Source organism: Microbispora sp. KK1-11, assembly GCF_006874435.1.
GTDB lineage: Bacteria > Actinomycetota > Actinomycetes > Streptosporangiales > Streptosporangiaceae > Microbispora > Microbispora catharanthi.
Map to the genome: position 1 here is coordinate 358767 of NZ_VIRJ01000002.1, position 24984 is coordinate 383750.

The following is a 24984-nucleotide window of genomic DNA, read 5'->3' on the forward strand; positions in this document are numbered from 1 at the left end:
GCCCGGGCGTCACCCCGTGACGCTCGGGCGGCCGTTCTCGATGTGTCCCATCAGCCGCCGGGCGAACCCGTCGTGCCCCGCCACCCCGATCACCAGGTCGTACCAGCCGGTGGGCGCGTGCCAGTCGACGCGAGCGGTGTCTCCCGGCGCGATCCGGACCGCACGCGCCGCGCCCCCGTACGCCAGCGGGGTGACCGACACCTCGACGGGGAAGGCGCCCGGGTTCGCCACGGCGATCACGACGGCGCGGGCGGCGGCGTCGATCGCGCCGGTCACCTCCACCGGGTCGGCCGTCCCGCCACGGAACTCCCGGCGGAACCCGTTCGGCCCGACGAGCACCAGGTCGTACGACGGGCAGGGGAAGTAGACCACCTCCTCCGCCGCGCCGAGCACGTCGAAGTGCATCGGCTTGGCGACCTCGCCGAGGTGGCCGTACAGGATGAAGTGGGCGGAGGCCGCGCCGGAGTTGCGCATCGCGATCTCCACGGACCGCCCGCGCACCACCGCCTCGGCGTCTGGCTGGTAGGGCAGCGCGCGGGCGGGCTTGACCCCCGGCTCCTGCACCGGCATCCGCTGCTCGGCCGGCACCTGCGGATACCACCGGTTCCCGGCCGGAGACGGCCGCGGGCCGGCGACGGTCTCCACGGGAGGCGGGGCCGCGGGCGTGGCGAAGTCGAAGGCGGAGGTGAGGTCGCCCGCCACCCGGCGCCGCCATTCGCCGATGGGCGCCGTGATCCCGAACCGGCGCTCCAGGAACCGCACGGTCGAGGTGTGGTCGAACGTCTCCGAGCACACGTTGCCGCCCACACTCCACGGCGACACGACGATCATGGGGACGCGGACGCCGAGGCCCATCGGACGCCCGCCGACGAACTCCTCCGGAGTGCCGTCGGGCGGGACCGGCGGCGGCACGTGGTCGAAGAATCCGTCGTTCTCGTCGTAGGTGACGAACAGGGCGGTACGCGCCCAGACCTCGGGGTGGGAGCCCAGCGCGTCGAGCAGCTCGTAGACGACCCGTCCGCCCTCCACGGCCGACGACCCCTCGGGGTGCTCGGAGTCGGCGAGCGAGGGCACGACGTACGACACCGCGGGCAGGCGCCCGGCGGCCACGTCGGCGGCGAACCACACCCCCAGGCCACCCGCGGGAGCGCGGCGCAGCGCCCGGTCGTAGAGGTCGCGGTCGGCCGGTTCCAGGGCGGCCACCCGCTCCGCCAGCTCCACGAGCAACGGCGCCGGGTCCTCCGCCGCCCGGACCTTCTCGTAGAACGAGCGCATGCTGCCCAGCCCGATCCGGTCCATCACCGCCGCGAACGGCCGGAAGAACTCCAGGTTGTTGCACTCGTAGTTGTCCCACTCCTGGTAAACCTGCCAGGTGTGCCCGGCCCGCGTCAGCAGCTCGGGCGCGGTGACCCAGTCGTAGCCCCGATGCCCCTCCGCCCCCTCGGACGCGACGTTGTCCAGCGCGCGCTGCCGGGTGCCCGGCTCGTAGCCCGTGTAACCCGACATGTGGTAGTTGCGGTTGGGGGTCGTCGAGGTCAGCAGCGAGCAGTGATAGGCGTCGCAGATCGTGAACGTGTCGGCCAGCTCGTAGTGGAAGGGCAGGTCGCGCCGGTCGTAATAGGCCATCGAGCCGGGCCCCTTGCTGGGCACCCAGGCGTCGTTCCAGCCCATGGCCCAGGCGTTCTGGGTGCCGAGCCAGGTGTGGTCGTGCGTGTCGAGCAGCATCGGGTCCGCCCCCGCCCGCTCGGCCGCCTCCCGTACGGAGAAGGGCAGCACGCCGTCCTGCTCGAAGATCGGCCGCCACGCCCGGGTGGACACCGCGTTGCGGTCGCCGAACCCCCGCACCCCGCGCATCCGGCCGAAGTAGTGGTCGAACGAGCGGTTCTCCAGCATGACGAAGACGACGTGCTCGACGTCGGCCAGGCTCCCCGGCTGGACCGGCCGGTCCAGCGCCCGAAGCAGGGAAGGCGGCAACGAGGATCCGGCCGGCATGGGCGCCCCTTCAGGAGGAATCAGGCGAAACGCCCACAACCTAACAGCGTCGCGTCGTTACGCGAGGACGCGCCTGCGCGTGACGGCGGGCGGCGGCAGGTGGACGCGGCCAAGCTCCCGCAGGGCCCGGGCGGCCCCGGCACGGAGGGCCAGGGAAAGCGCCTGCCGGGCGAGATCGGCCGCCTGGTCCCGCTCGTGCGCCTCGGCGTACGCGTGCGCCTTGCGGGCCAGCACGTACGCCGCGAGGTACGCGGGCGCGGACGGGGCCGGCTCACCCTCCAGCATCTCGATGGCGCCGCCCGGCCGGCCGAGATCGACCAGGCAGCCCGCGCGCAGCTCCGCCCGCGTCTCACCCGACTCCTCCAGGCACTCCTCAAGGCAGCGGTGGCACAGCTCCACCTCACCCGCCAGCGCGTGCGCCCGGGCCTCGTGCCGCCGTGACAGCGTCCCCACCTCCGCCGGCACGCCCGTACGCTCGCGGGCGGCCACGGCCGCCTCGACGATCTCGCCCGGCTCGGCGGCGTCGACCAGCTCGGCCCGCTGGACCAGCGCGAAGACCTCTGTGAGGGGGTCGCCGGTCTCGCGCGCCTCGCGGATCGCCTGGTCGGACCAGGCCCGCGCTCCCGGCGCGTCGCCCGCCTCGTGCTCCATCCCGCTGATCAGCTCCGCGTCCCGGGCGGCGAGTGCGAGCAGCGGCCCCCGCGCGGACGGCCTGGCGTCACGGCGGAACGCCTCGATGCCCACGAAGACGGGCCGCAGCGCCGCCGCGAGATCGGCGGGCCGCGCGTGCGGCACGGCGCAGGCGTCGAGCACCCGCTCGAAGTATCCGACCGTGCCGGCGTCGGCGCGCCAGGGACGCTCGATGGCCCGGCCGACCCGTTCCTCCTCCTCTTCGGGGAACAGGCCCGGCATCAACGGAATGCCGGTCACGTGGTGCCACAGGGTGGTGCCCGACTGCGGCCCCACGAACAGGTCCGCCTCGTCCACGCCGAACACGCGGCACAGCAGCTCCGCGTGGCCGGGCTCTGGCCGCCGCTCCCCCGCCTCCCATGCGCGCACCGCGTCTCCGGGCGGACCGGGCTCGGTCTCCCCTGCGGCTTCGGTCAGCCGTTCTTCCAGGTCCCGGCGGCTCCACAGCCGGCCGCGGCGCAGCGCCCGCAGGCGGGCGGCCCACAGCGGGACGTCAATAGTGATCATCAGCGGCACCCCCGGTTCTGTCGGTGCCGGGCGTTATGTTTGCGGCGTGCTGACCCGACGTATGCTCAACCGCGCACTGCTCGACCGCCAGATGCTGCTGCGCCGCCACGACGTCAAGGCTCTGGCGGCGATCGAGCACCTGGTGGGCATGCAGTCGCAGGCTCCTCTCCCAGCCTACGTCGGCCTGTGGACCCGCCTGCTGGACTTCCGGCATGAGGACCTGGCCGGGCTGCTCACCGACCGCACGGCCGTACGGATCGCGCTGATGCGCGGCACCATCCACCTCGTCAGCGCCGACGACTGCCTCGCCCTGCGCCCCGTCATGCAGCCGCTCCTCGACCGGTTGCTGCGCACCTCGTACGGCAGGCGGCTGGACGGGGTGGATCTCGGCGAGGTGGCGAGCGCCGCCCGTGCCCTGATGGAGGAGCGGCCGCTCAGCTTCGCGGAGCTGGAGGAGCTGCTCGGCGAGCGGTGGCCGGGCCGCGACGCGCTGGCCCAGGCCGTACGCGCGGTCGTGCCACTGGTCCAGGTCCCGCCGCGCGGAGTGTGGGGCGCCTCGGGCCAGGCGCGGCACGTCCCCGCCGAGTCGTGGCTGGGCCGCCCGCTCGGCGACGGCTCGGCCGCGGGTGACATGGTGCTGCGTTACCTGCGCGCCTTCGGACCTGCGTCGGTGAAGGACATGCAGACCTGGTCGGGCCTGACCGGGTTGCGCTCTGTCGTGAAGGGCCTCGATCTGGTCGCATACCGGGACGAGAACGGGGTGGAGCTGTTCGACCTGCCCGAGGCGCCGCTGCCCGGGCCGGACGCCGAGGCGCCGGTGCGGTTCCTGCCCGAGTTCGACAACCTGCTGCTCTCGCACGCCGACCGGACGCGGGTGATGGCCGAGGAGCACCGCCTGCGGGTCTTCACCGTCAACGGGATCATCCGCGCGACGATCCTGGTCGACGGTTTCGTCGCGGGGCTGTGGCGCGTTGAACGGGAGGGGAAGACCGCGGTCCTGGAGATCGAGCCGTTCGAGCCGCTCGGTGCCGCCACCCGCGAGGCGCTGGCGGCCGAGGGAGAGCGCCTGCTGGAGTTCACGGCCGGCGACGCCTCCGCACGCGACATCCGCTTCGTGGGATAGGACGCCCTCCGGGGAAGGACGCTTTCCTGGGTAGGACCTACGGGGTGGAGACCCTCTCGGTCGCGGTGGACGCGCAGGCGAGCCCGGAGCGGGTCTTCGCCGTGCTGACCGACTGGCCCCGGCAGCACGAGTGGATGCTGCTGACCCGGGCGTGGGTGGTCGCCGGCGACGGGCGCAGCAGGGGCAGCAGGCTCGCGGCGGCCACCGGAGTCGGCCCGCTGTCGTTCGTGGACACGATGGACGTCACCGGCTGGCGGCCGCCACACGAGGTGGAGGTCCGCCACACCGGCCGTGTCGTACGCGGCGTCGGGCGGTTCCACGTGCTACCCCGTCCCGGCGGCGGAAGCAGGATCGTCTGGGAGGAGAACCTCCACGTGCCCCTCGGCCTGGTGGGGCGGATCGGCTGGCGGGTCGCCGGGCCGGTGAGCGCGGTCTTCCTGCGCGTGTCCCTGCGCCGCCTCGCCGCCCTCGCCCTGCGTGCCTAGCCGAGCGCCATGTCGAAGAAGCGGCGTTCCAGGGTGGTCGCCCGGCGGAAGACGTCGAGCACCCGGGCCCGGCCGTTCTCGTCGAGGCCGGGGCCGAGCCGGTCGAGCTCACGACGCAGGAAGCCCACCCACGCCTCGAACTCCGGCCCGCTGTGCAGGTCGATCCACTCCCGGTGGACGAAACTTTCGGCGGACCCGATGGTGCGCGAGGCCCAGCCGAGGTAGGTCCACTCGGCCACGCACAGCACCGCCAGGATCAGCGGATAGTCCTGGCTCCGGCGCACCTCGTCCATCAGGGCCCGGAACTCGATCGTCACCGGCTCTGGCGGGGCCTGCTCGCCCCCGAGCGCGGCGAGCGCGCGGTGGAAGTAGCTGTGCTCGGTGTCGGCGACGGTCTGCCCCAGGAAGCGGCCCACGGCCACCCGCGCCTCGAAGGTGTCGGCCGCGGCGACCGCGGCGCCGAGCAGCGCCGTGAAGGCGTCCACGAACTGGAAGTCCTGCTCCAGGTAGTGCCGCATGTCGGCGGTGCCGCTGTGGATCGCCGCCGCGAAGGGGTGCGTGACCACCGCCGTCCAGTCGGGCTCGCTCTGCGACCGCAGCCACGCGCTGAACGGCCTCTCGAACCCTCGCTCCTCGCTCATCCGCCATCCTTCCCCGCGATCCGGCGTGAACGTTTCACGATGATCTCAGAGGACCGCCGTCCGTCTCCACCTGCCCAACCGGGGTGAGCGACCGGACGGGCCGAAACCCGCGCGGGCGAATCCGTTGACCGGCGCTTAACAGGTCCGTAATTTGATGCGTGTTGTTCCTCCCCATGAATGCCGTTCGCATTCATGAACGCCCCCTCTGTGGGACCAGGAGTTCGCCCCCTCGGTCAGGGGTCCTGCACGACATGCAAGGAGCTCGGCTTTGAGAACCAGAACCAGAACCGGAGTCGGGGTGATCGGCACCCTCGCCGGGGTCGCCGCCCTGGTCGGCGGCGTCTTCGCCGGCGTCTCCAACGCGGCGCCCAGTGCGGGGCCCAGTGCAGGGGCCTACCGGATCGTGAACGGCGCCAGCGGTCTGTGCCTCACCGTTCCGGGCGGCAGCGGCTCGGACGGCGTGCAGCTCACGGTCGCCGCCTGCAACGGCGCGAGCAACCAGACCTGGAACCTGTCGGCCCAGGGCAGCGGCTTCCGCCTGGCCGCGGGCAACAGCGGCAAGTGCGCCGGGGTCGCCGGCGCCTCCACCTCCGCGGGCAAGGCCGTCCAGCAGGAATCATGCACCGGCGCCTCGTCGCAGACCTGGCAGCTCACCGCCTCGGGATCCACCTACCGCGTCGTCAACGCCAACAGCGACAAGTGCCTGAACACCAAGGACAACTCCACGTCCTCGGGCGCGCTCGTGCAGCAGAACTCCTGCGACTCCGTGGACACCAAGCAGTGGACCCTCCAGCCCGCCGGTTCCCAGCCGTCGTCCACCCCCACCGCCACGCCGACCAGGAGCCCGTCGCCAACGCCGAGCGCCACGCCCACGGGCGGCCCGACCACCCCGCCCACCACCGGACTGATCGGCTGGGCGACCCAGGGCGGCGGCACGAGCGGCGGCGCGGGCGGTGCCACGACGACGGTCACCTCCCTGACCGCGCTCACCACCGCCGTGAAGGGCGACACCGCGAAGGTCGTCCAGGTGAACGGCAACTTCACCTGCTCGGAGGACGTGCGGGTGGGCGGCAACACCACCATCCTCGGCGTAGGCGCGAACTCCGGGCTGACCGGCTGCGGCCTGAACATCCGTGACGTCAGCAACGTCATCGTGCGCAACATGAAGATCTCGAAGGTCCAGGCCGGCAACGGCAACGGCGACGCGATCCACCTCGACAACGCCAAGCGCGTGTGGCTCGATCACAACGACCTGTCGAGCGACACCGGCCACGGCACGGACTACTACGACGGCCTGCTGGACATCACCCACGGCTCCGACTACGTCACCGTCTCCTGGAGCAAGCTGCACGACCACGTCAAGTGCTCGCTCGTCGGCCACAGCGACGGCAACAGCTCCGAGGACTCCGGGCACCTGCGCGTGACGTACCACCACAACGCGTTCCAGACCTGCGCCCAGCGCAACCCCCGGGTGCGCTTCGGCAATCCGGTCCACGTGTTCAACAACTACTACTACAAGGACCCGTCCTACACCGACTACAGCTACGGCATCGCCTCCACCTGCGGCGCCGGGGTGCTCGTCGAGGGCAACTACTTCGAGAACATCGCCGAGCCCACCCACACCGCCGAAGGCTCGTCGCCGGGCGGGTCGATCGTCGCCCGCAACAACTACTTCGTGAACTCGGGCACGCCGCAGACCTCCGGCAGCGTCGCCTCCATCCCGTACTCGTACACGGTGGACAACCCCAGCGGCGTCAAGACGAACGTCGTCGCCAACGCGGGCACCGGCAAGATCTAGTTCCGGACGCACAGGTACCGGCACGTCCCTGTGAAGCCCCGGAGGCCGCGGCCACCCGCCGCGGCCTCCGCCATATCAGCTGTCGAGGGCGGCGCGTTCGGCGTCGGTGAGCAGGCGGGAACGGATCAGGAAGCGCACGCCCTCGGGCGCCTCCAGGGAGAAGCCGCTGCCCCGGCCGGGGACGACGTCCACGGTCAGGTGGGTGTGCCGCCAGCGCTCGAACTGGCTTGCCGACATCCAGAACGTGACCGGCTCGTCGACGCCCTGGACGGTCAGCGAGGCGAGCAGCACGTCCGAGGAGCCGGTGCGGAACTCGCCCTCCAGGTAGCACATCGGGGCGCTGCCGTCGCAGCAGCCGCCGGACTGGTGGAACATCAGCGGGCCGTGGGCCGCCCGCAGCCGCCGGATGAGATCGGCGGCCGCGGGGGTGAGGTCCACGCGGGACACCTCGGGCATCAGAAGAAGCCGAGCTTCGAGGGCGAGTAGCTGACCAGCAGGTTCTTGGTCTGCTGGTAGTGGTCGAGCATCATCTTGTGCGTCTCCCTGCCGATGCCCGACTGCTTGTAGCCGCCGAAGGCGGCGTGGGCGGGATAGGCGTGGTAGCAGTTCGTCCAGACGCGCCCGGCCTGGATGGCGCGGCCGGCCCGGTACGCCTTGTTGACGTCCCTGGTCCACACGCCCGCCCCGAGGCCGTACAACGTGTCGTTGGCGATCTTGATGGCGTCGTCGAAGTCGGTGAACGAGGTCACCGAGACGACCGGCCCGAAGATCTCCTCCTGGAACACCCGCATGTTGTTGGCGCCCTCGAAGATCGTCGGCTCGACGTAGTAGCCGCCCGACAGCTCGCCGCCGAGGTCGGCGCGGTGCCCGCCGGTGAGCACCTTGGCGCCCTCCTGCCGGCCGATGTCGAGGTAGGACAGGATCTTCTCCAGCTGGTCGTTGGACGCCTGGGCGCCGACCATCGTGGCCTGGTCCAGCGGGTGCCCGCGGACGATCTTCTCCGTACGCTCGACCGCGGCCTCCAGGAAGCGCTGGTAGTGGCCCTGCTGGATGAGCGCCCGGGAGGGACAGGTGCACACCTCCCCCTGGTTGAGCGCGAACATCGTGAAGCCCTCCAGCGCCTTGTCGAAGAACTCGTCGTCGGCGGAGGACACGTCGTCGAAGAAGAGGTTGGGGCTCTTGCCGCCGAGCTCCAGCGTGACCGGCTTGATGTTCTCGCTGGCGTACTGCATGATCAGCCGCCCGGTGGTGGTCTCCCCGGTGAACGCCACCTTCGCGACCCGCGCGCTGGAGGCCAGCGGCTTGCCCGCCTCGACGCCGAACCCGTTGACGATGTTGAGGACGCCCGGCGGGAGGAGGTCGGCGACCAGGCTCATCCAGTAGTGGATCGACGCCGGGGTCTGCTCGGCCGGCTTGAGGACCACGGCGTTGCCCGCGGCCAGCGCCGGCGCGAGCTTCCAGGCGGCCATCAGGATCGGGAAGTTCCACGGGATGATCTGCGCGACGACGCCGAGCGGCTCGTGGAAGTGGTAGGCGACGGTGTCCGCGTCGATCTCCGACAGGCTGCCCTCCTGGGCCCTGATCGCCCCCGCGAAGTAGCGGAAGTGGTCGATGGCCAGCGGGATGTCCGCGGCCAGCGTCTCCCGGATCGGCTTGCCGTTCTCCCAGGTCTCGGCGACGGCGAGCCGCTCCAGGTTCTGCTCCATGCGGTCGGCGATCCGGTTGAGGATGTTCGCCCGCTCGGCCGTGGACGTACGCCCCCAGGCGGGGGCGGCGCCGTGCGCGGCGTCCAGCGCGCGCTCGACGTCCTCGGCCGTGCCGCGTGCGACCTCGGTGAAGGTCTGACCGGTCACCGGCGTGGGGTTCTCGAAGTACTGCCCCCGCTGCGGCGGGACGTACTCGCCGCCGATCCAGTGGTCGTAACGCTGCTCGTACGCCATGAGGGCGTCCGGCTGTCCCGGCGCGGCGTAACGGGTCATGAGATGGACCTCCCGGACAGGGTGTGGGTCTGACGCCCCGGACGTTAGTCGCGGGCACGTTGCCGACACGTTGCGTCCGTGTTCCCGCAACGTGTCGGGGCGTCCTTCCGCACACAGCCTCCGGCCGGCGCGGTCAGAGCCACGGTCATGGACGGTCAAATCTCCCCTAAGATCACGCGTCATGACTTCGGAAACGTTTTCCGTCTCCCGCAGGGCCGCCCTGCGCCTGCTGGCCGGCGGCGCCACGGCGGGGCTGGCCGCCGGGCTGCCCGCGTCGCCGGCGAGCGCGGCGGCCCGCGCGTGGAGCGTCACCGGCCGCAGCGCGACGTCGCTCAAGCCCTTCGACGACACGCTGAAGCGCTTCATGCAGGCGCGGACGATCCCGCACGCGTCCCTGGCCGTGGTCCGCAAGGGCAAGCTCGTGCTCGCCCGGGGCTACAACTGGACGGCGGACACCTCGTTCGCGGCCGGGCCCACCTCGCTGTTCCGCATCGCGAGCCTGAGCAAGCCGGTCACCGCCGCCGCGGTGCTGAAGCTGGCGCAGGACGGCAAGCTCAGCCTCTCGGCCAAGGTCGCGCCGCTGCTGGGGCTGAGCACGACCGCCGACCCTCGCCTCGCCGGCGTCACCGTCACCCACCTGCTGCAGCACCTCGGCGGGTGGGATTCCGAGGTGTCGGGCGACCCGATGTTCAAGGACCGGGTCATCGCCGCGGCACTCGGCGTCCCGCTGCCGATCACGCAGGCGCAGATCATCAAACACACGTCCGGCCTCAAGCTCGACCACGCGCCGGGCACGACGTACGCGTACTCGAACTACGGATACCTCCTCCTTCAGAAGATCATCGAGAAGGCGAGCGGGGTCTCGTACGCGAGCTACGTCCAGAGCAAGGTGCTGACGCCCCTCAAGATCAAGCGGATGGTGCTCGGGAGGACCGCGAAGAGTCTCCGCAAATCGGGCGAGGTGCCGTACTTCTCGCAGTACACCGGCAAGAGCGTGATCGACACCTCCAACGCCGTGGTGCCCTTCCCGTACGGCGGCTTCAACCTCGAGAACATGGCCGCCCACGGCGGGTGGCTCGCCACGGCCGTCGACCTGGCCAAGTTCACCACCCTCTTCGACGCGGCCGGCGTGCTGACCTCGGCGTCGATCTCCAAGGCGTTCGCCAAGCCGTCGATCGGAGTCAACTCCGACGGCTGGTACTACGGCCTCGGCTGGCAGGTCCGCCCGGTCACCGGGGGCCGCAACACCTGGCACACGGGGTCGCTGGCCGGCACCTCCACGCTCATGGTCCGGCGCTACGACGGGCTGAGCTGGGTGGTGCTGTTCGACCAGCGCGACGACGCCTCGGGGCTGAACTACGGGGACATCGACTCCCTTCTCCACACCGCCGCGAACTCGGTGAAGTCCTGGCCCACCACCAACCTCTTCTCCACGTACGGTCTGTAGATGTGGACGACGTCTGGGACCTGGTGGTGGTCGGCGCCGGGCCGGCGGGCTCGGCCGCGGCGCTGCGGGCCAGACAGCTCGATCCCGGCTGCCGGGTGCTGCTGCTCGACCGGGCGGCCTTCCCGCGTGACAAGGCCTGCGGCGACGGCATCGCGGCGCACGCACGGCAGGAGCTCGCGCTGCTCGGGCTGCCCGGCCTGCTCGACGACCACCGGCCGACGCCGCGCCTGTCGGTGACCTCGCCCGGCGGAGCCCGCGTCTCGGCCGTCGTCGCGCGGCCCAACCACGTGGTCCCCCGCCGGGTCTTCGACGCCCGGCTGGTCGAGGCGGCGCGGGCGCGCGGCGTGGAGGTGCGCCGCCACCGGGTGCGTACGCTGACCGCCCTCGGCGAGCACGTCGTGATCGACGGCCACCTGGTCGCCCGGGCGGTCGTCGCCGCCGACGGCGCCAACTCGGCCGTACGGCGGCTCATCGGCGTCCCGCCGAGCCCGGACCGGCACACGGCGATCGCGGTGCGCGGGTACGCCGACGTGCCGCCGGACGACGACGAGCAGGTCATCGTCATGCAGAGCGAGGCCTGGCCGGCCTACGCCTGGTCGTTCCCGGTGGGCGACGGCACGGCCAACGTCGGCTACGGCCTGCTGCTGCCGATGCTGAGGCAGACCGGCCGGCCCGGGCGCGAGATCCTGCACGGGCGGCTGGCCCGGCTCCTGCCCCTGCTGGGTGAGGTCAGGTCGCCCGTCCGCGATCTGCGGGCGCATCACCTGCCGCTGTCGAGCGGGCGGCCGGTGCCGGGGGCGGGCCGGGTGCTGCTGGCCGGCGACGCGGCGAGCCTCGTCAACCCGCTGACCGGCGAGGGCATCTACTACGCGCTGCTGTCGGGGCGGCTGGCCGCCGAGGCGGCGATCGGTTCGCCAGGCGACCCGTTGCGGGCCTACCGGCGCGGGCTGCGCCGGGCGCTCGGGCGGCACCTGCGCACCACCGACGCACTCGCCCTGGCCGCCCGCTCCCCCGGCTTCATCGACGCGGCGATCGCCGTCGCCGCGCGCCGCACCGAGGTGTTCGATCTGCTCGTCGACGTGGGGCTCGGGGCGGGCACCGTGCCGCCCCGCCTGGCGGCGGCGGTCGCCCTCCGCTGGCTCAAGAATTTCACCTGAACGGCAGGCCGTACTCCGCGTCGAGGTCGCGCACCCGCCGGGCGGCCCGCGCCCGCGCCGGGGCTCCTGCGGGCAGCGCGGCCAGCAGCGCCTGCCAGGCGACGATGTCGTCCCTCCCCCACGGCGCGCGCGTCCACCGTTCGAGCAGCGCGGGGTCGCGCCGGGCCACCAGCAGGTCGCGCACGCCGTCGTCCAGCAGGCGGCGCTGCCAGACGACGCCGGGCGCGTCCGAGCCGGGCAGGAGCGGCCCCCGGTAGGCCCGCAGCGCGGCGTCGGCGTCCGCGGCGGCCAGGTGCTCGGCGAGCTCCTGGAAGTCGGCCCGCACCGGCAGCCGCAGCCGGTACGGCCGGGAGTCGAGCAGCGGGCCGAGCCGGTGACGCAACCGGGACAGCTCCGCCCGGAGCGTGACGGGGTTCAGCGTGCGGTCGCCGTACAGCTCCGCGCTGAGCTGGTCGCTGCTCAGCCCCTCGGGGTGGCAGGCCAGCAGCACGACGATCTCGCTGTGGCGGGGACCGAGCCTGATGCGGCGCGGGCCCTCGGTGAGCACGGCGTCGTCCCGGCCCAGGGCCGTGAGCGTCACGGCGGGCGCCGCCGCCGGGGCCGGGAGCGTGGCCAGATGGGCCTCTGCCGCGCGGGCCGCCGCCTGCACCAGGGCCAGGCTGTACGGGCTGGCCAGGTTGTCGCCGCCGGTGACGTCGACCGCGCCGAGCAGGCGGCCGGTGTGCGGGTCGTGGATCGGCGCGGCGGCGCAGGTCCACGGCTGCACCGGCACGGCGAAGTGCTCGGCCGCGAAGATCTGCACCGGGTGACCGACCGTGATCGCGACGCCGGGGGCGTTGGTGCCCGCGTGGGACTCGTCCCACCGGGCCCCGGCGACGAAGTTCATCCGCTCGGCCCGCGCCCGCGCCCCGCGATGCCCCTCGACCCACAGCAGCCGGCCGGCCGCGTCGCACACCGCGAGCAGGTGCCGCCCGTCGTCGGCGATGCCGCCCAGCAGATCGCGGAACAGCGGCAGCACCTTGGCCAGCGGGTGCGCGCTGCGATACTCCTCGAGCCCGGCGTCGGTGAGCTCCAGCGGCGCGAGCGCGTCCGGGTCGACCGCCCGGGCCGATCGCCGCCACGAGTCGGCGACCAGGGAACGCACAGGTCCGTCGATCGCCCCGGCCGACAGGAAGCGCTCATGGGCACGGCGCAGCTCACCGGTGCGCTCCGCCGCGTCGGCCCCGGATTCAAGCGCGAGCCATGGATTGGTCACGGCGCCCTCACTCTCCGCGTCTTCAGGCGCCATCGTCACCCACGCCCGGGTCGCGCGACAAGGGCCCGTCAGGCGGAGGCCCAGATGTCCTTGTCGATGTCGCCGGCGGCCTGCGGGCCCATCAGGCCGAGCCCGCCGTCCACGAACAGCGACGCGCCGGTGACGTACGACGCGGTCGGCCCGGCCAGGAAGGCGATCACCGCGGCGACCTCCCGGGCGTCGCCGGGACGGCCCAGCGGGTAACCGGGCCGGGTGTCCGGCCGGGGCGGCTGGTCCTCCTGCCCGGTCATGGGAGTCGCGATCTCCCCGGGGGCCACGGTGTTGACCGTGATGCCGTGCCTGGCCAGCTCCATCGCGAGCGTGCGGCTGAGCATCCGCAGGCCGCCCTTGGCCGCGCAGTAGGGCCCGGCCCCGAGGCGGGGGTAGTCCTCGTGGACGCTGGTCACGTTGACGATCCGGCCGCCTGCGCCGCGTTCGATCATCCGGCGGGCCGCCCGCTGCGAGCACAGGAACGGCCCGTCGAGGTCGACCGCGAGGACCGACCGCCACCGGTCGTAGCCGATCTCCAGGAGCGGCTCGGCCGTGCCGGTGCCCGCGTTGTTCACCAGCACGCCGAGGCCGCCCAGCTCGTCGGCGAGCTCGTCGATCACGGCCGCCGCTGCCACCGGGTCGGTCAGGTCGTGCTGCCGCACGGCGGCCCGGCGCCCCCGCACCTCGACCTGCTCCGCGGTCTCCCGCGCGCCCTTCTCGTCCTGGTGATAGGTGACGCCGACGTCGAAGCCGCGCGCGGCGAGCGTCACCGCGGTCGCCCGCCCGATCCCCGAGTCGGCCCCGGTGACGATCGCCACCTTGTCGTAGTCGAAGCGCGAGATCGGCGCCACCGTGCCACCCATCGGTCCCCCTCCGTCGGTGTACGGCACCTCGGCGTACCCGGGAGACCCTCCTTCACACGCCCCGGCGGGCGCGCGCCATGGCGGCCAGGCGCGTGCGCTGCTCCGGGGTGAGACGCGCCAGCCGCTCACGCGGATCCGGCCGCGTCATGACCGCGTCGGTCCCGATGAGCGCCTCGGCGTGCTCGGCCACGACACGCACGGAGTCCTCCGACGCGGCGTCGGCCGCGAGCGGCGCGATCCGCTCCCGGTATCCGCCGTCGTCCGCGGACTCCAGGGCCCGGGCCAGCAGATCGGCCGCCCGGTCCTCGGTCCAGTGCGACACGGGCAGCCAGGTCGCCACCCCGGCTCGCTCCAGCCGCTCCGCGTTGTCCGGACGGTCGACGCCGTGCGCGAGCAGCACCTGCGGGGTCGCCGACGACAGCGCCCGGGCGAGTGTGCCGATCCCGCCGTGATGGACGACCGCGGCGACATGGGGCATGACCGTGGCGAACGGCGCCGAGGGCACCCACTCCACCCCGTCGGGCAGCGACTCGGGCTGGAACGACGGGTGCCGGTTCACCAGCAGGGCCTTCCTCCCGATCCGCCGGCACGCCCGCGCCGCCACGTCGTAGAACCGATCGTGCAGCACCTGCCCGGTGCCACCGGTGATCAGCACGGGTGGCTCGGGCCAGTCGGGGACCGGCCCCTCCGCCGTGTCGCCGAGCACGAACCCGCAGCGGACGACGCCCTCCGGCGCCGGCTGGCCCGCGGCGTCGAACCATTCCGGCCACAGCGCGAGCTGGGTCTTGGCGCTCGTCAGGTAGGCGACCCAGTCGCGGACCGGCCGCAGGCCGAACGCCTGGAAGACGTCGTCGTACCCCTGCCCGAGCACGCGCCTGAAGAGGTTCCCGAGCACCGGCAACGAGACGTACTGGTGGGGCGTGACGGACACCAGCGCGACCGGCACCCCGCGAAGCTCGGCGGCCATCAGCGCGGCGATGCCCGAGGTGTGCCGGGCGACCACCACGGTCTCCCCCGGCCGGTAGTGCGCCTCGATCATGCGGACCTCGTCGGCCAGCAGCTCGAACAGGCCGTTGCGCCGATAGAGCGCGAGCACGCCGTCGGGGTCTTTCAGCGGATCGAGCATGTAGCGCCGGGCGTCGTCCAGATGCCGGTCGTAGCCCTCCGCCGTGTCGATCGGCAGGTGCCGAAGACCCGCGGCCGCGATCCGGTCGGCGAACCAGGAGTGCGTCATCACGACGACGTCGTGGCCGCGCTCCGCCAGCTCGCGCCCGATCCGTACGAACGGGAGCACGTCGCCGTTGGTGCCGTGGGTGCTCAGCAGCATCGTGGCCATGCGGATCAGCCGTTCCCCGAGTCGAGCAGGGCGTCGATCTCCTCGTCCGACAGGCCCGCGAGCTCGTCGAGCAGCCCGGCCAGCTCCTCGTCGTCGGCGTCGGCGAGCTGCCGCTCCTCGATCGCCTTGGCGACCTCCGCGACGGTGAACGAGGTGGTGTAGAGCGTGTCGAAGGGCAGCTCGACGCCGAACTCGGCACGCACCCGCGCCATGAACTGCACCAGCCGCAGCGAGTGGCCGCCCAGTTGGAAGAAGCCGTCGCTCACCGAGGCCGGCGCCACGTCGAGCAGTTCGGCCCACATCCGCATGACGGCCGCCTCGACGGAGCTCGCCCCGGCCACCTCCGTCACGGGACGGGCCGCCCGCATGGCGTCGAGGATCGCGTCGGCACCGGTCAGCCGGGTCGCGATCCGTTCGACGGCCGCCCAGCCCGCGGGAACGGCGGTCCGGACGGTCCCGGTGGGCCCCGCTGCCCTCTCCTCAGCAGGGCCCGGCGCGTGGACGACGGCCGCCGCGTCGGCCGCGTCGAGGACGTACCAGGCCGCCTCCTCGCCGTACGGTTCCACCGTCGCCGGCAGGGCGGCCAGGAAGTCCCTGGCCGGTTGGTTGCGCTCAGTCGCCCGGAAGGCCAGGGCCACCCGGGCCAGCCCGCGCTCCCGCGCGAGCGCCCCCAGGTGCGCGAGCATGCGGTGCTCCACCCCGCGCCCGAGCGCCCGGCAGCTGAGCAGGAACGCGCCGGCGCGCAGCGTGTCCCCCTCCGTCCGCACGTCGGTGAGACCGACGACGCCGTAGTCCCCGAAGCGGTCGCGCACGTCCACGACGAACTTCTCTTCGCCGTCCAGGCGACGCGCCCCCGAGAGGTTGAACTGGTTGGTCCGCTCGGCGAGCTGAGCGGCCCGGGCCTCGTGCCCGGGACCGGCCGGGGTGATGGTCACCCGCAGGTCGAGCGTGGCGAAGAAGTCGGCCAGGGACATCTCGCCCCTTGCCTGCTCTCGCTGCCGTTCCTCCTGGTAGCGGCGGGTGCGCTCGCGGTCGGCCTCGGTGACCCCGGTCAGGTCGAGTGGCCAGCAGTGCCGGAGGAAGGCCGCCGCCTCCGCCGCGCCGGCCGGGAGCCTGAGGGTCAGCACCTCGGGGCAGCCGGCCCGGACCTCGGCGCACTCGACCGGGCTGTCGTCGAAGAAGACGAAGGAGTCGAGCCCGAGGCCGAGCTCGGCGGCGAGCGAGCGCAGCGACTGGGACTTGGCCTCCCACCCGACGCGCATCGCGGCGACGTCGTCCAGGCCGACCGGCAGCTCCGGATGCCGGGCGAACACCTCGCGGACGTCCTTCTCCTCGTTCTTGCTGCACAGGCACAGCAGCCTGCCCGCGGCGACCTGGCGGGCCAGCTCCCGCCAGATCTCCATCCGCTCCGGGCCGATGACCACGCCGTCGGGGCCGTCCTCGCCGACCACACCGTCCCAGAGCGTGCCGTCGCAGTCCACGGCGACGACCTTGGGACGCGGGGTGGTCATGGCGTGCAGGCGGCGGGCGGCCGCGGCGGCCAGCGCGGCGAAGTAACGGTCGGTGTAGGGGACGTTGCCGGTCCGGTCGGCGAAGGAGTCGTGGACGGCCTCCGGCGCAGGCTCGTACGGCTCGGCGGAGGTGAGCACGGAGACGGCCCGGTCGCCCTCGAACGCCCGGGCCAGTTTGGAGGCGAGGCGCGCGTGGGCCTCGGGGGAGCCGTGCTCGGGCGAGGGAGGGCAGACGACGAGCACGTGGGGCGTGCCGGACGCGCGTGCCGAGGTCCGCAGCGCGGCGGCGAGGTCGGTGGCCACGGCCTCCACCTCGTCGAGCCCGTCCTGCTCGGCGGTCGAATCCCCGGCGACCAGATCTTCCGCCCGGACCAGTACGACGGCGGCGCCGGCCCGTCCGAGCACGCTGCCCGAGTCGAGCAGCGCGGGGAAGACCTGGTCGTACGGAGCGAAGGCGACCTCCCCCTCGACGTCGAGCTCGGCGAGCCAGAACCGCAGGGCGTCCCCGAGCGGCTCGGCGGTGAAGGTGGCGGCGACCCCAAGTCCGATCTTGTTCATTGCGGTTTCCCTTTCGAGAGCGCGATCAGTCGGACATGGCAACGAGGATGCGGCGGGAGCCGGTGAAGGGCCTGCGGCCGTGCCCGACCAGCACGTTGTCGATCAGCAGCAGGTCGCCCTTCCGCCAGTCGACGTCCACCGCGTTGTCCAGCCCCCGGTCGCGCACCTGGATCACGTACTCGCCGGGGATCGGGGCGCCGTCAGGGAACGTCACCGACTGTGGCAGCTCCTCCGGCGGCATGAGTTCGGCGAGCATGGCGGCGGCCTCGTCGCCCAGCGAGGCGGGGTGCCACTGGTCGGCCTGGTTGAACCACACCTCGGCCCCGGTCACGGGGTGCCGGGTGGTGGCGGGCCTGACCTGGGAGATCCGCACGCCGCCGTCGGGCCGCCATTGCCAGTCCGCCTCGATCCGGTCGAGGAATCCGGCCACCTCGTCGCGGTCCTCGGTCTCGAACGTCTCCTGCCAGCTCTTGCCGAGTCCCCGGCCGGCGTGCAGGTTCTGGGTGTAGCGCACGCCCTTGGCGAAGGCCTCCCTGACCTCGTCGTCGAGCGACTCCAGCCACCGCACGCCGTCCACGACAGGGGTGGCCCCGCCGGTCTCGGCCGCCTTCTCGCAGTAGAACAGCAGCCGCGAGGGCCAGGTGGCGGAGTACGACAGCTCGTTGTGCATCGAGATCGTGTACTCGGGCGGGTACTCGGTCGAGGTGTAGACGTTGCCGCCCACCTTGGTGCGGGGCGAGTTGCCGTGGACGTACGCCAGCCGGTTGGGCAGCAGCATGTCCATGACGGGGTCGAGGGTCTCGGGCGTGACGCCGAACCCCCGGAAGACGAGCGCCTTCTCACGGACCAGCAGGTCGCCCAGGTTCAATCCGCGCAGCCGTTCCATCAGCCCGTCGGGCGTGGCGGCGGAGCCGTCCGGGGTTATTTCCAGGGGCTTCCAGAAGTCGTCCATGCGTCCTCCTTCTGCGCGGGATCCGGCCGCGGCCGAGCACGGGGAAAAATCGAATTAAGGAGGCAGGCGGGCCCTCGAATAGGCGGCGCCCCTGCGGAAAGAGATTCCGGCGGCCAACATAGAACCCGGATCGGGTCACGCGCAAGAAACATGTTTCATCCGGTTCGCTCGACGGTGTCAGTCAAATTATCCGACATTCGTCTGTGGCCGCCGACAATGCCGACGAGCACTCATGTTCTGCCACCCGCAATCGATGACGGAAGGTCGATTTCCCAATACTCTTCGCACTTGATCGCAGGTAGAAGTGAGGCTTGCGTTACCCAGCGTGCGTCCCGTATCGTAAAATAATCACATTCGTGGGAGCGCTCCCACGCGTCTCGGCTCGAAACGCGGCGAGATACGCGGCGAGATCCTGCGAAATCGACGATCAAGCGTTTTCTGGTTCAACCACTTTTCTACGTGGTCAGCTGGTCCTGCGCATAATTTGCGCAGAGAGGAGAACGCTCGGTGACGATAACGCCGACGACTGACAACGAGCATCTAATAGCGTCGCTTTCCCCACGCAGGCAGGAGGCCCTGCGCCGGCTCCTCGCCGCCAGAGCCGCCAGGGCCGCCGCCGCGGACGCGATCACCCCGCGCGGCGGGGGACCCGCCCCCTGCTCCTACGAGCAGACCCAGATGTGGCTCGGTGCCCGCTTCGCCGAGGGCGCTCCGGCGCCGAACGCCACGATCGGCCTGCGGCTCACCGGCCCGCTCGACACCCGGGCCCTGACCGTCGCCCTGGACAGCCTGGTCGAACGCCACGAGATCCTGCGCACGGTCTACGAGGGCGACGGGCACGAGCCCCGCCAGATCGTCCTCGACCCCGGGCCGGCGCCGCTCGACGTCGTCGACCTGCGGGAGCTGCCGGAGGCCGAGCGGAAGGGCCGGGCCCGGGAGATCACGTCCAGGGCCGCCGTCGAACGCTTCGACCTGGAGACCGGGCCGGTCCACCGTACGACGCTGGTCCGGCTGGCCGACGAGGACCACGTGCTGATGTTCGTCTGCCACCACATCGCGTGCGACGGGTGGTCGGTCGGCATCATCGTGGACGAGCTGACCGGCGTGTACGCGGCCGCGCACGAGGGCCGTCCCGCCGAGGTGGCCACGCCCCCGCTCCAGTACGCCGACTACGCGGCCTGGTCGCGGCGTGAGCTGACCGGCGAGCAGCGCGAGCGGCGGCTCGCCTACTGGCGCGACCGGCTCGACGGCGCGAGCGCGGTGGAGCTTCCCATCGCGCGGGACGGCCAGACCGTCACCGAGGGCAACCGGAGCGACTGCCACCTGTTCACGCTGCCGGACGAGGTCCTGCGGGCACTGCGGGAGGCCGGCGGCCCCGGAACCACCCCGTTCGTGGCCCTGCTCACGGTCTTCTCGATGCTGCTCGCGCGCTACACAGGGCAGGGCGACCTGACGATCGCCACAGTGGACGGCGGCCGGCGCCGGGTGGAGCTTGAGCCCGTGCTGGGCTGCTTCGTCAACGCCCTGCCGCTGCGCGCCGACCTGTCGGGCACCCCCTCGTTCCGGGAGGCGGCGGCCGGGGTGCGGCGCAGCCTCGGCGAGGCGCTCGCCAACCACCTGCCGTTCTCTGAACTGGCCGGGGCGCTGAGCGACCGGGACGCCCGCAACTTCTCGCTGTCGACCGTCGGCTTCTCGCTGCGCGTCTTCCGCGACCAGCGCGGGCGCTGGCCCGGGCTGGAGGCGTCGGTCTGGGAGCACGAGGTCGACGACTTCACCTACGACCTCGCGCTGCTCGTGCACCTGAACGGCACCGGCGACCCCGAGCTCTATCTGACCTACCAGAAGGACCGGTTCGACGCGGACGCCGTCGTCCGGATGGCCGGGCACTACCGGGCGCTGGCCGAGCGGATCGCCGCCGCCCCCGACACCCCGCCGGCCGACCTGGAGCTGCTCACCGACGCCGAGCGCGAGGTGGTGCTGGGCGCCTGGAACGACTCGGCCCGGCCCTACCCGGACGTGGCCCTGCCCGAGCTGCTTGAGCGTCACGCGGGCTCCGACGCGGTCGCGGTCTCCTTCGAGGGCCGCACGACCACGTACGCCGAGCTGCACGCCCGGGCCAACCAGGTCGCCCACCTGCTGCGCGAGCGGGGCATCGGTCCCGAGGACACGGTGGGCGTGCTGCTCGACCGGAGCCCGGACCTCATCGCCTGCCTGCTGGGCGTGTGGAAGGCGGGCGCGGCCTACCTGCCGATGGATCCCAAGTTCCCCGCGCAGCGCGTCCGCGACATGCTGTCGATCGCCGCGACCCCGCTGGTCCTGACTTCGGCGGGCTACGCGCATCTGTTCGACGGCGTCTCCGTGGAGGTCGTGGACGTGGACGGCGGCCTGCTCGACGAGCAGCCGCGTGACCCGGCCGGCGTGCCGTACGACATCGACCGGCTGGCCTATGTGATCTTCACGTCGGGGTCCACCGGCAAGCCGAAGGGCGTGCAGGTCACCCACCGCGGGCTGGTGAACCACGTGTGGTGGGCCGTCGAGGACCTGGCGTCCCAGGGCGACGGCGGCGCGCCGCTGTTCGGCTCGGTGGCGTTCGACCTGGTGGTGCCCAACCTGTGGGCGCCGCTCGTCGTGGGTCAGCGGGTCACCGTGCTGCCGCAGGACTTCGACATGGGCGAGCTGGGCGCGCTGCTGGCGGCGGGCGGGCCCTACGGCTTCATCAAGTGCACCCCCGGCCACCTGGAGGTGCTCGGCCACCAGATCGACGCCCGGCAGGCCGCGGCGCTCGCCGGGAAGATCGTCGTGGCGGGTGAGGCGCTGCCCGGCTCGATGGCCAACCGGTGGCTGGAGATGCTCGGCCCCGGCCGGTTGATCAACGAGTACGGCCCCACCGAGGCGTCTGTCGGGACGTGCGTCTACCCGGTGCGGGACGCCCAGCTCGTGGAGGTCGTCCCGATCGGCCGCCCGCTGCCCAACATGCGGATGTACGTCCTGGACGCCAACCGGAAGCTGCAGCCGGTCGGCGTGCCGGGCGAGCTGTACGTCGGCGGCGTGGGCGTGACCCGCGGCTACATGAACCGGCCGGACCTCACCGAGGAGCGGTTCCTGCCCGACCCCTTCCATGAGGGTGGGCGAATGTACCGCACCGGCGACCGGGTGGCCTGGACCCGCGACGGGAACGTGGCCTTCCTCGGCCGGTTCGACGACCAGGTGAAGATCCGCGGCTACCGCATCGAGCTGGACGAGGTGCGGGCTGCCGTCCTCGACCACCCCGGCATACGCGACGCGGTCGTCACCGTGCACGCGTTCACGCCGGAGGACAAACGGCTCGTCGCCTACTACGTCCCGACAGGTCCGGAGTTATCCGAGCCGGCGGAGCACTGCGCGGCGCGGCTGCCGGAATACATGGTCCCGTCGGTGTTCGTGCCGCTGGAGACCATCCCGCTCAACGCCAACGGCAAGGTGGACCGCAAGGCGCTGCCCGACCCGGTGGTCCGGATGGGCGAGGACCTGGCCGAGCCGACGACCGAGACCGAGATCGTGGTGGCCGGGGTCTGGCGTGAGGTCCTCGGCATCGAGGCCGTCTCGATCGACAGCGACTTCAACGCGCTCGGCGGCCACTCGCTGCTGCTCATCCGCATGGTCGCCAAGCTGCGCCAGGCGCTGCCCGCCGACGGCTACCAGGTGACCGTGCTCGACGCGATCGCCAACCGCACCGTGCGGGAGCTGGCCGCGCTGATCGACGCCGCCCGGCAGGCGCCGGAGGAGACCGAGGACGGCCCGCGCGGCCTGCTGGTCGAGCTCACCCGGCCGGTCAAGGCGCCGACGCTGTCCCTGGTCTGCATCCCGTACGGCGGGGCGAGCGCCATGGTCTACCAGCCGCTGGCCGACGCGCTGCCGGACGGCCACTCGCTGTTCGCGGTCGCCCTGCCCGGCCACGAGCTGGGCGTCGAGGAGAGCACCATCCCGTTCCACGAGGCCGCGCAGCGGGTCTGCGACGAGGTGCTCGACCGCGTGCGCGGCCCGGTCGCGCTGTACGGCCACTGCGTCGGCAGCGCGCTGACCGCCGAGATCGCGCGGCGGCTGGAGGCGGCCGGGCGGCACGTCGAGGCCGTCTACATGGGCGGCAGCTTCCCGTTCGCCACCCCTACCAAGGGCCTGAACGGCCTGCTCGGACGCATCTTCCGCAGCAAGGCGCTGGACAACGCCAACGCGCACGCCAACTGGCTCCGCGCGATGGGCGCCGACCTGCAGGACCTCGACCCCGATCAGGTCGACCACATCATCCGCACGATGCGGGTGGACGCGCGGGCCGGCGAGGACTACTTCAGCGAGCTCGTGGAGCAGCAGAGCCCGCAGCTGCGCGCCCCGGTGATCTCGATCGTCGGCGACCGCGACGCGCTGACCGACTTCTACCAGGAGCGCTACCGCGACTGGCACTGCGTCTCCGAGACCACGGCGCTGGTCGTGATGGCCGAGGCCGGCCACTACTTCCTCCGATACCGCACCGAGGAGCTGGCCGCGATCGTCACGACCACCCACACCGCCGTCGGCAGTCCCGGAGAGTGGCGGCCGCGCCCGCCCGACGACCCGGCGACGTGGTGGCGGCAGGCGCTGTCCGACGACCGGCGGGCCGACGTCGCCGGGCCGCAGCCCAGCCTGGGCCGGTTCTTCACGGTGGCGACCGGTCAGATCGTCTCCATGATCGGCGCCGTGATGACCGAGTTCGCCGTGCCGATCTGGGCCTACCTGAAGAGCGGCTCGCTGGTGCAGTTCGGGCTGTTCGCCATCATCGGGCTGGTGCCGGGGCTCGTCCTCGCGCCGCTGATCGGCGCGCTCGTCGACCGGTACGACCGCAAGCGGGCCATGCTGGCGGCCGACGGCATCTCGCTGGCCGTGCAGGCCGCGCTGCTCGCGCTGATGGCAGGCGACGTGTTGAGCATGCCCGTGCTGTACGGCCTGCTGGTGGTGCTGTCGATATCGGTGACCCTCCAACGGGTGGCCTGGCAGTCGGCGGGTCCGCAGCTCGCGCCCAAGCACTACCTGCATCACGTCGGCGGCGTCGTCCAGCTCGGCAACGCCGTGGCCCAGCTCATGGTCCCGCTGTTCTCCGTCGCCGTGCTGGCGTTGATCGGCATCGAGGGCATCCTGACCGCCAACGTGGTCTGCTACGCGATCGCGTTCGCCGTGACCCTGCTCGTGCGCTTCCCGGCCACGATGGCCTGGCGGCGCAGGGAGACGGTCTCCGCCGAGATCCGCAACGGCTTCCGCTACCTGCTGCGGCGGCGGGGCCTGCGGGCCATGGCCTTCACGATGTTCATCGTGAACTTCTTCCTGTTCACCGGGTTCATCATGATCTCGCCGCTGGTGCTGTCGGTCGGCGAGCTGGCCGACACCGGGCGGGTGGCGCTGCTCGCCGGGATCGGGGCGGTCTGCGGCGGCGTGATCATCACGCTGTGGGGCGGCCCGCGCGACCGGCGGATGTTCGGCATGCTGTCGGCCGCGGGTGTGCTCGGGATCTTCTGCGCGATCGCGGGTCTGCGCCCGTCGCTCATCCTCATCACGGTCGGCGCCTTCGGCATGTCGCTGATGATGACGATCAGCGACGGCATCTGGCTGACGATCATCCACTCGAAGGTGCCCCAGCGCTACCACGCCCGGGTCATCGCGATCAACCGGATGCTCGCGCTGTCGACCCAGCCGGTCGGCCTGGCCGTACAGGCCTGGCTGGTGGGGCTGGTCTTCGAGCCGCTGATGCGGCCGGACGGCCCGCTGGCCGGCACGGTGGGCGCGGTGATCGGGGTCGGCGAGGGCCGCGGCATCGGCCTGCTGTACGTCGTGTGCGGCCTGGCCATCGCGCTCACGATCACGCTGGCCCTGCGTCACCCGGCCCTGGCGAGGTTCGACCAGGAGACCCCGGACGCCGAGCCCGACGACCTGGTCGGCCTGGAGGCGCTGCGCAGCCGCCAGGAGGCGACCGTTCCGGCGCAGCGGGTCCCGGCCGAGCTCTGAGGTGCTCTGACGGATGAATGGCCTACGGGCCGCCGGGTACGGCGGCCCGTATGGACGAGAAGAAGATGAACCCGAAGCAGCTCGCCGAGGAGCTGGCGACCAACGCGCAGGACGACCCGCGGTTCAAGAACCGGACGCCCGGCATCCGGGCCACCCGGCAGGGATCGGTGGAGCAGGCGGACCAGGACGCCGCCGGCATCGTCGGCGGCAAGGGGATCTCGGGCGGCGGCGCCTCCGGAGGAGGAACGCTCGGGCAGCCGCCGACCGGACGGCTCGACGACGACCAGCTCGCCGACACGGTGGCGGGCACCGGTCTGCCGCCCGACGACGAGGAGGACGAGGGCGACCAGTGATTCTCAGGTGAGACGGAAGGTCGGGCGGCCGCCGGGACCGGTCTCCGCGTCCAGTGTCTTGCCGCCGACGGCCTGGGCGACCTGCGCGTCGAGGAAGACGCGCACGTCCGCTCTCTTGACCACCTCGTCGCCCGAGAAGGGCGCGCTCACCAGCGAGAGCTCCAGCGAGGCGGGCTCGCCCGGCTTGGCCGCGATGCGCAGGCCCGCCTCCCCGGGGAGGTACTCCCCCACCATCAGATCGCGGATCGCCTGAACGGCGTGGTCGGTGACTGTCAGCACGACGCACCTCCTCGGTGTC

The 24984-nt window shown here is 72.4% G+C and carries 18 protein-coding genes; 7 read left to right on the forward strand and 11 right to left on the reverse strand.

The annotated features are described in order from the left end of the window. Positions 1 to 9: 9 nt before the first annotated feature. The gene (locus FLW16_RS04550; protein ID WP_142557878.1) at positions 10 to 1992 is read right to left on the reverse strand and encodes a phosphocholine-specific phospholipase C; all 1983 of its coding nucleotides are present in this window, start codon (positions 1990 to 1992) and stop codon (positions 10 to 12) included. Positions 1993 to 2049: 57 nt separating this feature from the next. Next, the gene (locus FLW16_RS04555) at positions 2050 to 3189 is read right to left on the reverse strand and encodes a helix-turn-helix transcriptional regulator (protein ID WP_142557880.1); all 1140 of its coding nucleotides are present in this window, start codon (positions 3187 to 3189) and stop codon (positions 2050 to 2052) included. A 46-nt stretch (positions 3190 to 3235) separates the two neighbouring features. Between FLW16_RS04555 and FLW16_RS04560 the strand changes: the two genes are divergently transcribed. Then, on the forward strand, positions 3236 to 4312 hold the full coding sequence (locus tag FLW16_RS04560) for a winged helix DNA-binding domain-containing protein (RefSeq protein WP_260614888.1): 1077 nt from the start codon (positions 3236 to 3238) through the stop codon (positions 4310 to 4312). Between the two features lie 44 nt (positions 4313 to 4356). After that, positions 4357 to 4797 (forward strand): SRPBCC family protein, encoded by a 441-nt coding sequence (locus FLW16_RS04565; protein ID WP_142557882.1) that lies wholly within the window; start codon positions 4357 to 4359, stop codon positions 4795 to 4797. On the opposite strand, the gene FLW16_RS04570 is transcribed toward FLW16_RS04565, so the two are convergent. After that, complete coding sequence (locus FLW16_RS04570) at positions 4794 to 5438, reverse strand: TenA family protein (RefSeq protein WP_142557884.1); 645 nt, start codon at positions 5436 to 5438, stop codon at positions 4794 to 4796. The genes FLW16_RS04565 and FLW16_RS04570 overlap by 4 nt on opposite strands. 268 nt (positions 5439 to 5706) lie before the next feature. On the opposite strand from FLW16_RS04570, the gene FLW16_RS04575 reads away from it, so the two are divergent. Continuing rightward, entirely contained in the window at positions 5707 to 7236 is a 1530-nt protein-coding gene (locus tag FLW16_RS04575) for an RICIN domain-containing protein (protein WP_260614890.1), read from the forward strand. A gap of 75 nt (positions 7237 to 7311) precedes the next feature. Here FLW16_RS04575 and FLW16_RS04580 read toward each other — a convergent pair whose 3' ends face one another. Further along, positions 7312 to 7692, reverse strand: coding sequence for a DUF779 domain-containing protein (locus tag FLW16_RS04580; protein WP_142557886.1), 381 nt, complete (start codon positions 7690 to 7692; stop codon positions 7312 to 7314). Beyond that, positions 7692 to 9215, reverse strand: a complete 1524-nt coding sequence (adh, locus tag FLW16_RS04585) for an aldehyde dehydrogenase (protein ID WP_142557896.1) — start codon at positions 9213 to 9215, stop codon at positions 7692 to 7694. Before adh ends, FLW16_RS04580 begins: the two co-directional genes overlap by 1 nt. Before the next feature lie 181 nt (positions 9216 to 9396). Here adh and FLW16_RS04590 point away from each other — a divergent pair, with 181 nt between their 5' ends. Together FLW16_RS04590 and FLW16_RS04595 are read left to right on the forward strand one after the other, a co-directional pair. Beyond that, positions 9397 to 10662: a serine hydrolase gene (locus FLW16_RS04590; RefSeq protein ID WP_142557898.1), complete on the forward strand. Its 1266-nt coding sequence runs from the start codon at positions 9397 to 9399 to the stop codon at positions 10660 to 10662. A gap of 2 nt (positions 10663 to 10664) precedes the next feature. Beyond that, a complete protein-coding gene (locus tag FLW16_RS04595; RefSeq protein WP_260614892.1) occupies positions 10665 to 11819 on the forward strand; it encodes an NAD(P)/FAD-dependent oxidoreductase in 1155 nt (384 codons plus the stop codon). Here FLW16_RS04595 and FLW16_RS04600 read toward each other — a convergent pair. The 5 genes from FLW16_RS04600 to FLW16_RS04620 all read right to left on the reverse strand — a co-directional run bounded on the left by FLW16_RS04600 (position 11812) and on the right by FLW16_RS04620 (position 18324). Further along, the gene (locus FLW16_RS04600) at positions 11812 to 13074 is read right to left on the reverse strand and encodes a helix-turn-helix domain-containing protein (protein ID WP_142557900.1); all 1263 of its coding nucleotides are present in this window, start codon (positions 13072 to 13074) and stop codon (positions 11812 to 11814) included. The genes FLW16_RS04595 and FLW16_RS04600 overlap by 8 nt on opposite strands. A 68-nt stretch (positions 13075 to 13142) precedes the next feature. Next, the gene (locus tag FLW16_RS04605) at positions 13143 to 13967 is read right to left on the reverse strand and encodes an SDR family oxidoreductase (RefSeq protein WP_142557902.1); all 825 of its coding nucleotides are present in this window, start codon (positions 13965 to 13967) and stop codon (positions 13143 to 13145) included. A gap of 52 nt (positions 13968 to 14019) precedes the next feature. Next, positions 14020 to 15303 carry a glycosyltransferase gene (locus FLW16_RS04610; protein WP_142557904.1) on the reverse strand — a complete coding sequence of 428 codons (1284 nt, stop codon included), beginning with the start codon at positions 15301 to 15303 and terminating at the stop codon, positions 14020 to 14022. A gap of 5 nt (positions 15304 to 15308) precedes the next feature. After that, the gene (locus tag FLW16_RS04615) at positions 15309 to 17372 is read right to left on the reverse strand and encodes an HAD-IIIC family phosphatase (RefSeq protein WP_142557905.1); all 2064 of its coding nucleotides are present in this window, start codon (positions 17370 to 17372) and stop codon (positions 15309 to 15311) included. A gap of 25 nt (positions 17373 to 17397) precedes the next feature. Then, the gene (locus FLW16_RS04620; protein WP_142557907.1) at positions 17398 to 18324 is read right to left on the reverse strand and encodes a TauD/TfdA family dioxygenase; all 927 of its coding nucleotides are present in this window, start codon (positions 18322 to 18324) and stop codon (positions 17398 to 17400) included. 507 nt (positions 18325 to 18831) lie between these two features. On the opposite strand from FLW16_RS04620, the gene FLW16_RS04625 reads away from it, so the two are divergent. Together FLW16_RS04625 and FLW16_RS04630 are read left to right on the forward strand one after the other, a co-directional pair. After that, positions 18832 to 24333, forward strand: a complete 5502-nt coding sequence (locus FLW16_RS04625; protein ID WP_142557909.1) for a non-ribosomal peptide synthetase/MFS transporter — start codon at positions 18832 to 18834, stop codon at positions 24331 to 24333. Between the two features lie 50 nt (positions 24334 to 24383). Further along, on the forward strand, positions 24384 to 24686 hold the full coding sequence (locus tag FLW16_RS04630) for a hypothetical protein (RefSeq protein WP_142557911.1): 303 nt from the start codon (positions 24384 to 24386) through the stop codon (positions 24684 to 24686). 3 nt (positions 24687 to 24689) lie between these two features. On the opposite strand, the gene FLW16_RS04635 is transcribed toward FLW16_RS04630, so the two are convergent. Further along, complete coding sequence (locus FLW16_RS04635) at positions 24690 to 24965, reverse strand: HesB/YadR/YfhF-family protein (RefSeq protein ID WP_142557912.1); 276 nt, start codon at positions 24963 to 24965, stop codon at positions 24690 to 24692. Positions 24966 to 24984: the final 19 nt, after the last annotated feature.

Coding starts and splice junctions, on each gene's coding strand:
- FLW16_RS04550 (WP_142557878.1), bottom strand. CDS start 1,992: ATGCCGGCCGGATCCTCGTTGCCGCCTTCCCTGCTTCGGGCGCTGGAC.
- FLW16_RS04555 (WP_142557880.1), bottom strand. CDS start 3,189: ATGATCACTATTGACGTCCCGCTGTGGGCCGCCCGCCTGCGGGCGCTG.
- FLW16_RS04570 (WP_142557884.1), bottom strand. CDS start 5,438: ATGAGCGAGGAGCGAGGGTTCGAGAGGCCGTTCAGCGCGTGGCTGCGG.
- FLW16_RS04580 (WP_142557886.1), bottom strand. CDS start 7,692: ATGCCCGAGGTGTCCCGCGTGGACCTCACCCCCGCGGCCGCCGATCTC.
- adh (WP_142557896.1), bottom strand. CDS start 9,215: ATGACCCGTTACGCCGCGCCGGGACAGCCGGACGCCCTCATGGCGTAC.
- FLW16_RS04590 (WP_142557898.1), top strand. CDS start 9,397: ATGACTTCGGAAACGTTTTCCGTCTCCCGCAGGGCCGCCCTGCGCCTG.
- FLW16_RS04605 (WP_142557902.1), bottom strand. CDS start 13,967: ATGGGTGGCACGGTGGCGCCGATCTCGCGCTTCGACTACGACAAGGTG.
- FLW16_RS04610 (WP_142557904.1), bottom strand. CDS start 15,303: ATGGCCACGATGCTGCTGAGCACCCACGGCACCAACGGCGACGTGCTC.
- FLW16_RS04615 (WP_142557905.1), bottom strand. CDS start 17,372: ATGAACAAGATCGGACTTGGGGTCGCCGCCACCTTCACCGCCGAGCCG.
- FLW16_RS04620 (WP_142557907.1), bottom strand. CDS start 18,324: ATGGACGACTTCTGGAAGCCCCTGGAAATAACCCCGGACGGCTCCGCC.
- FLW16_RS04630 (WP_142557911.1), top strand. CDS start 24,384: ATGGACGAGAAGAAGATGAACCCGAAGCAGCTCGCCGAGGAGCTGGCG.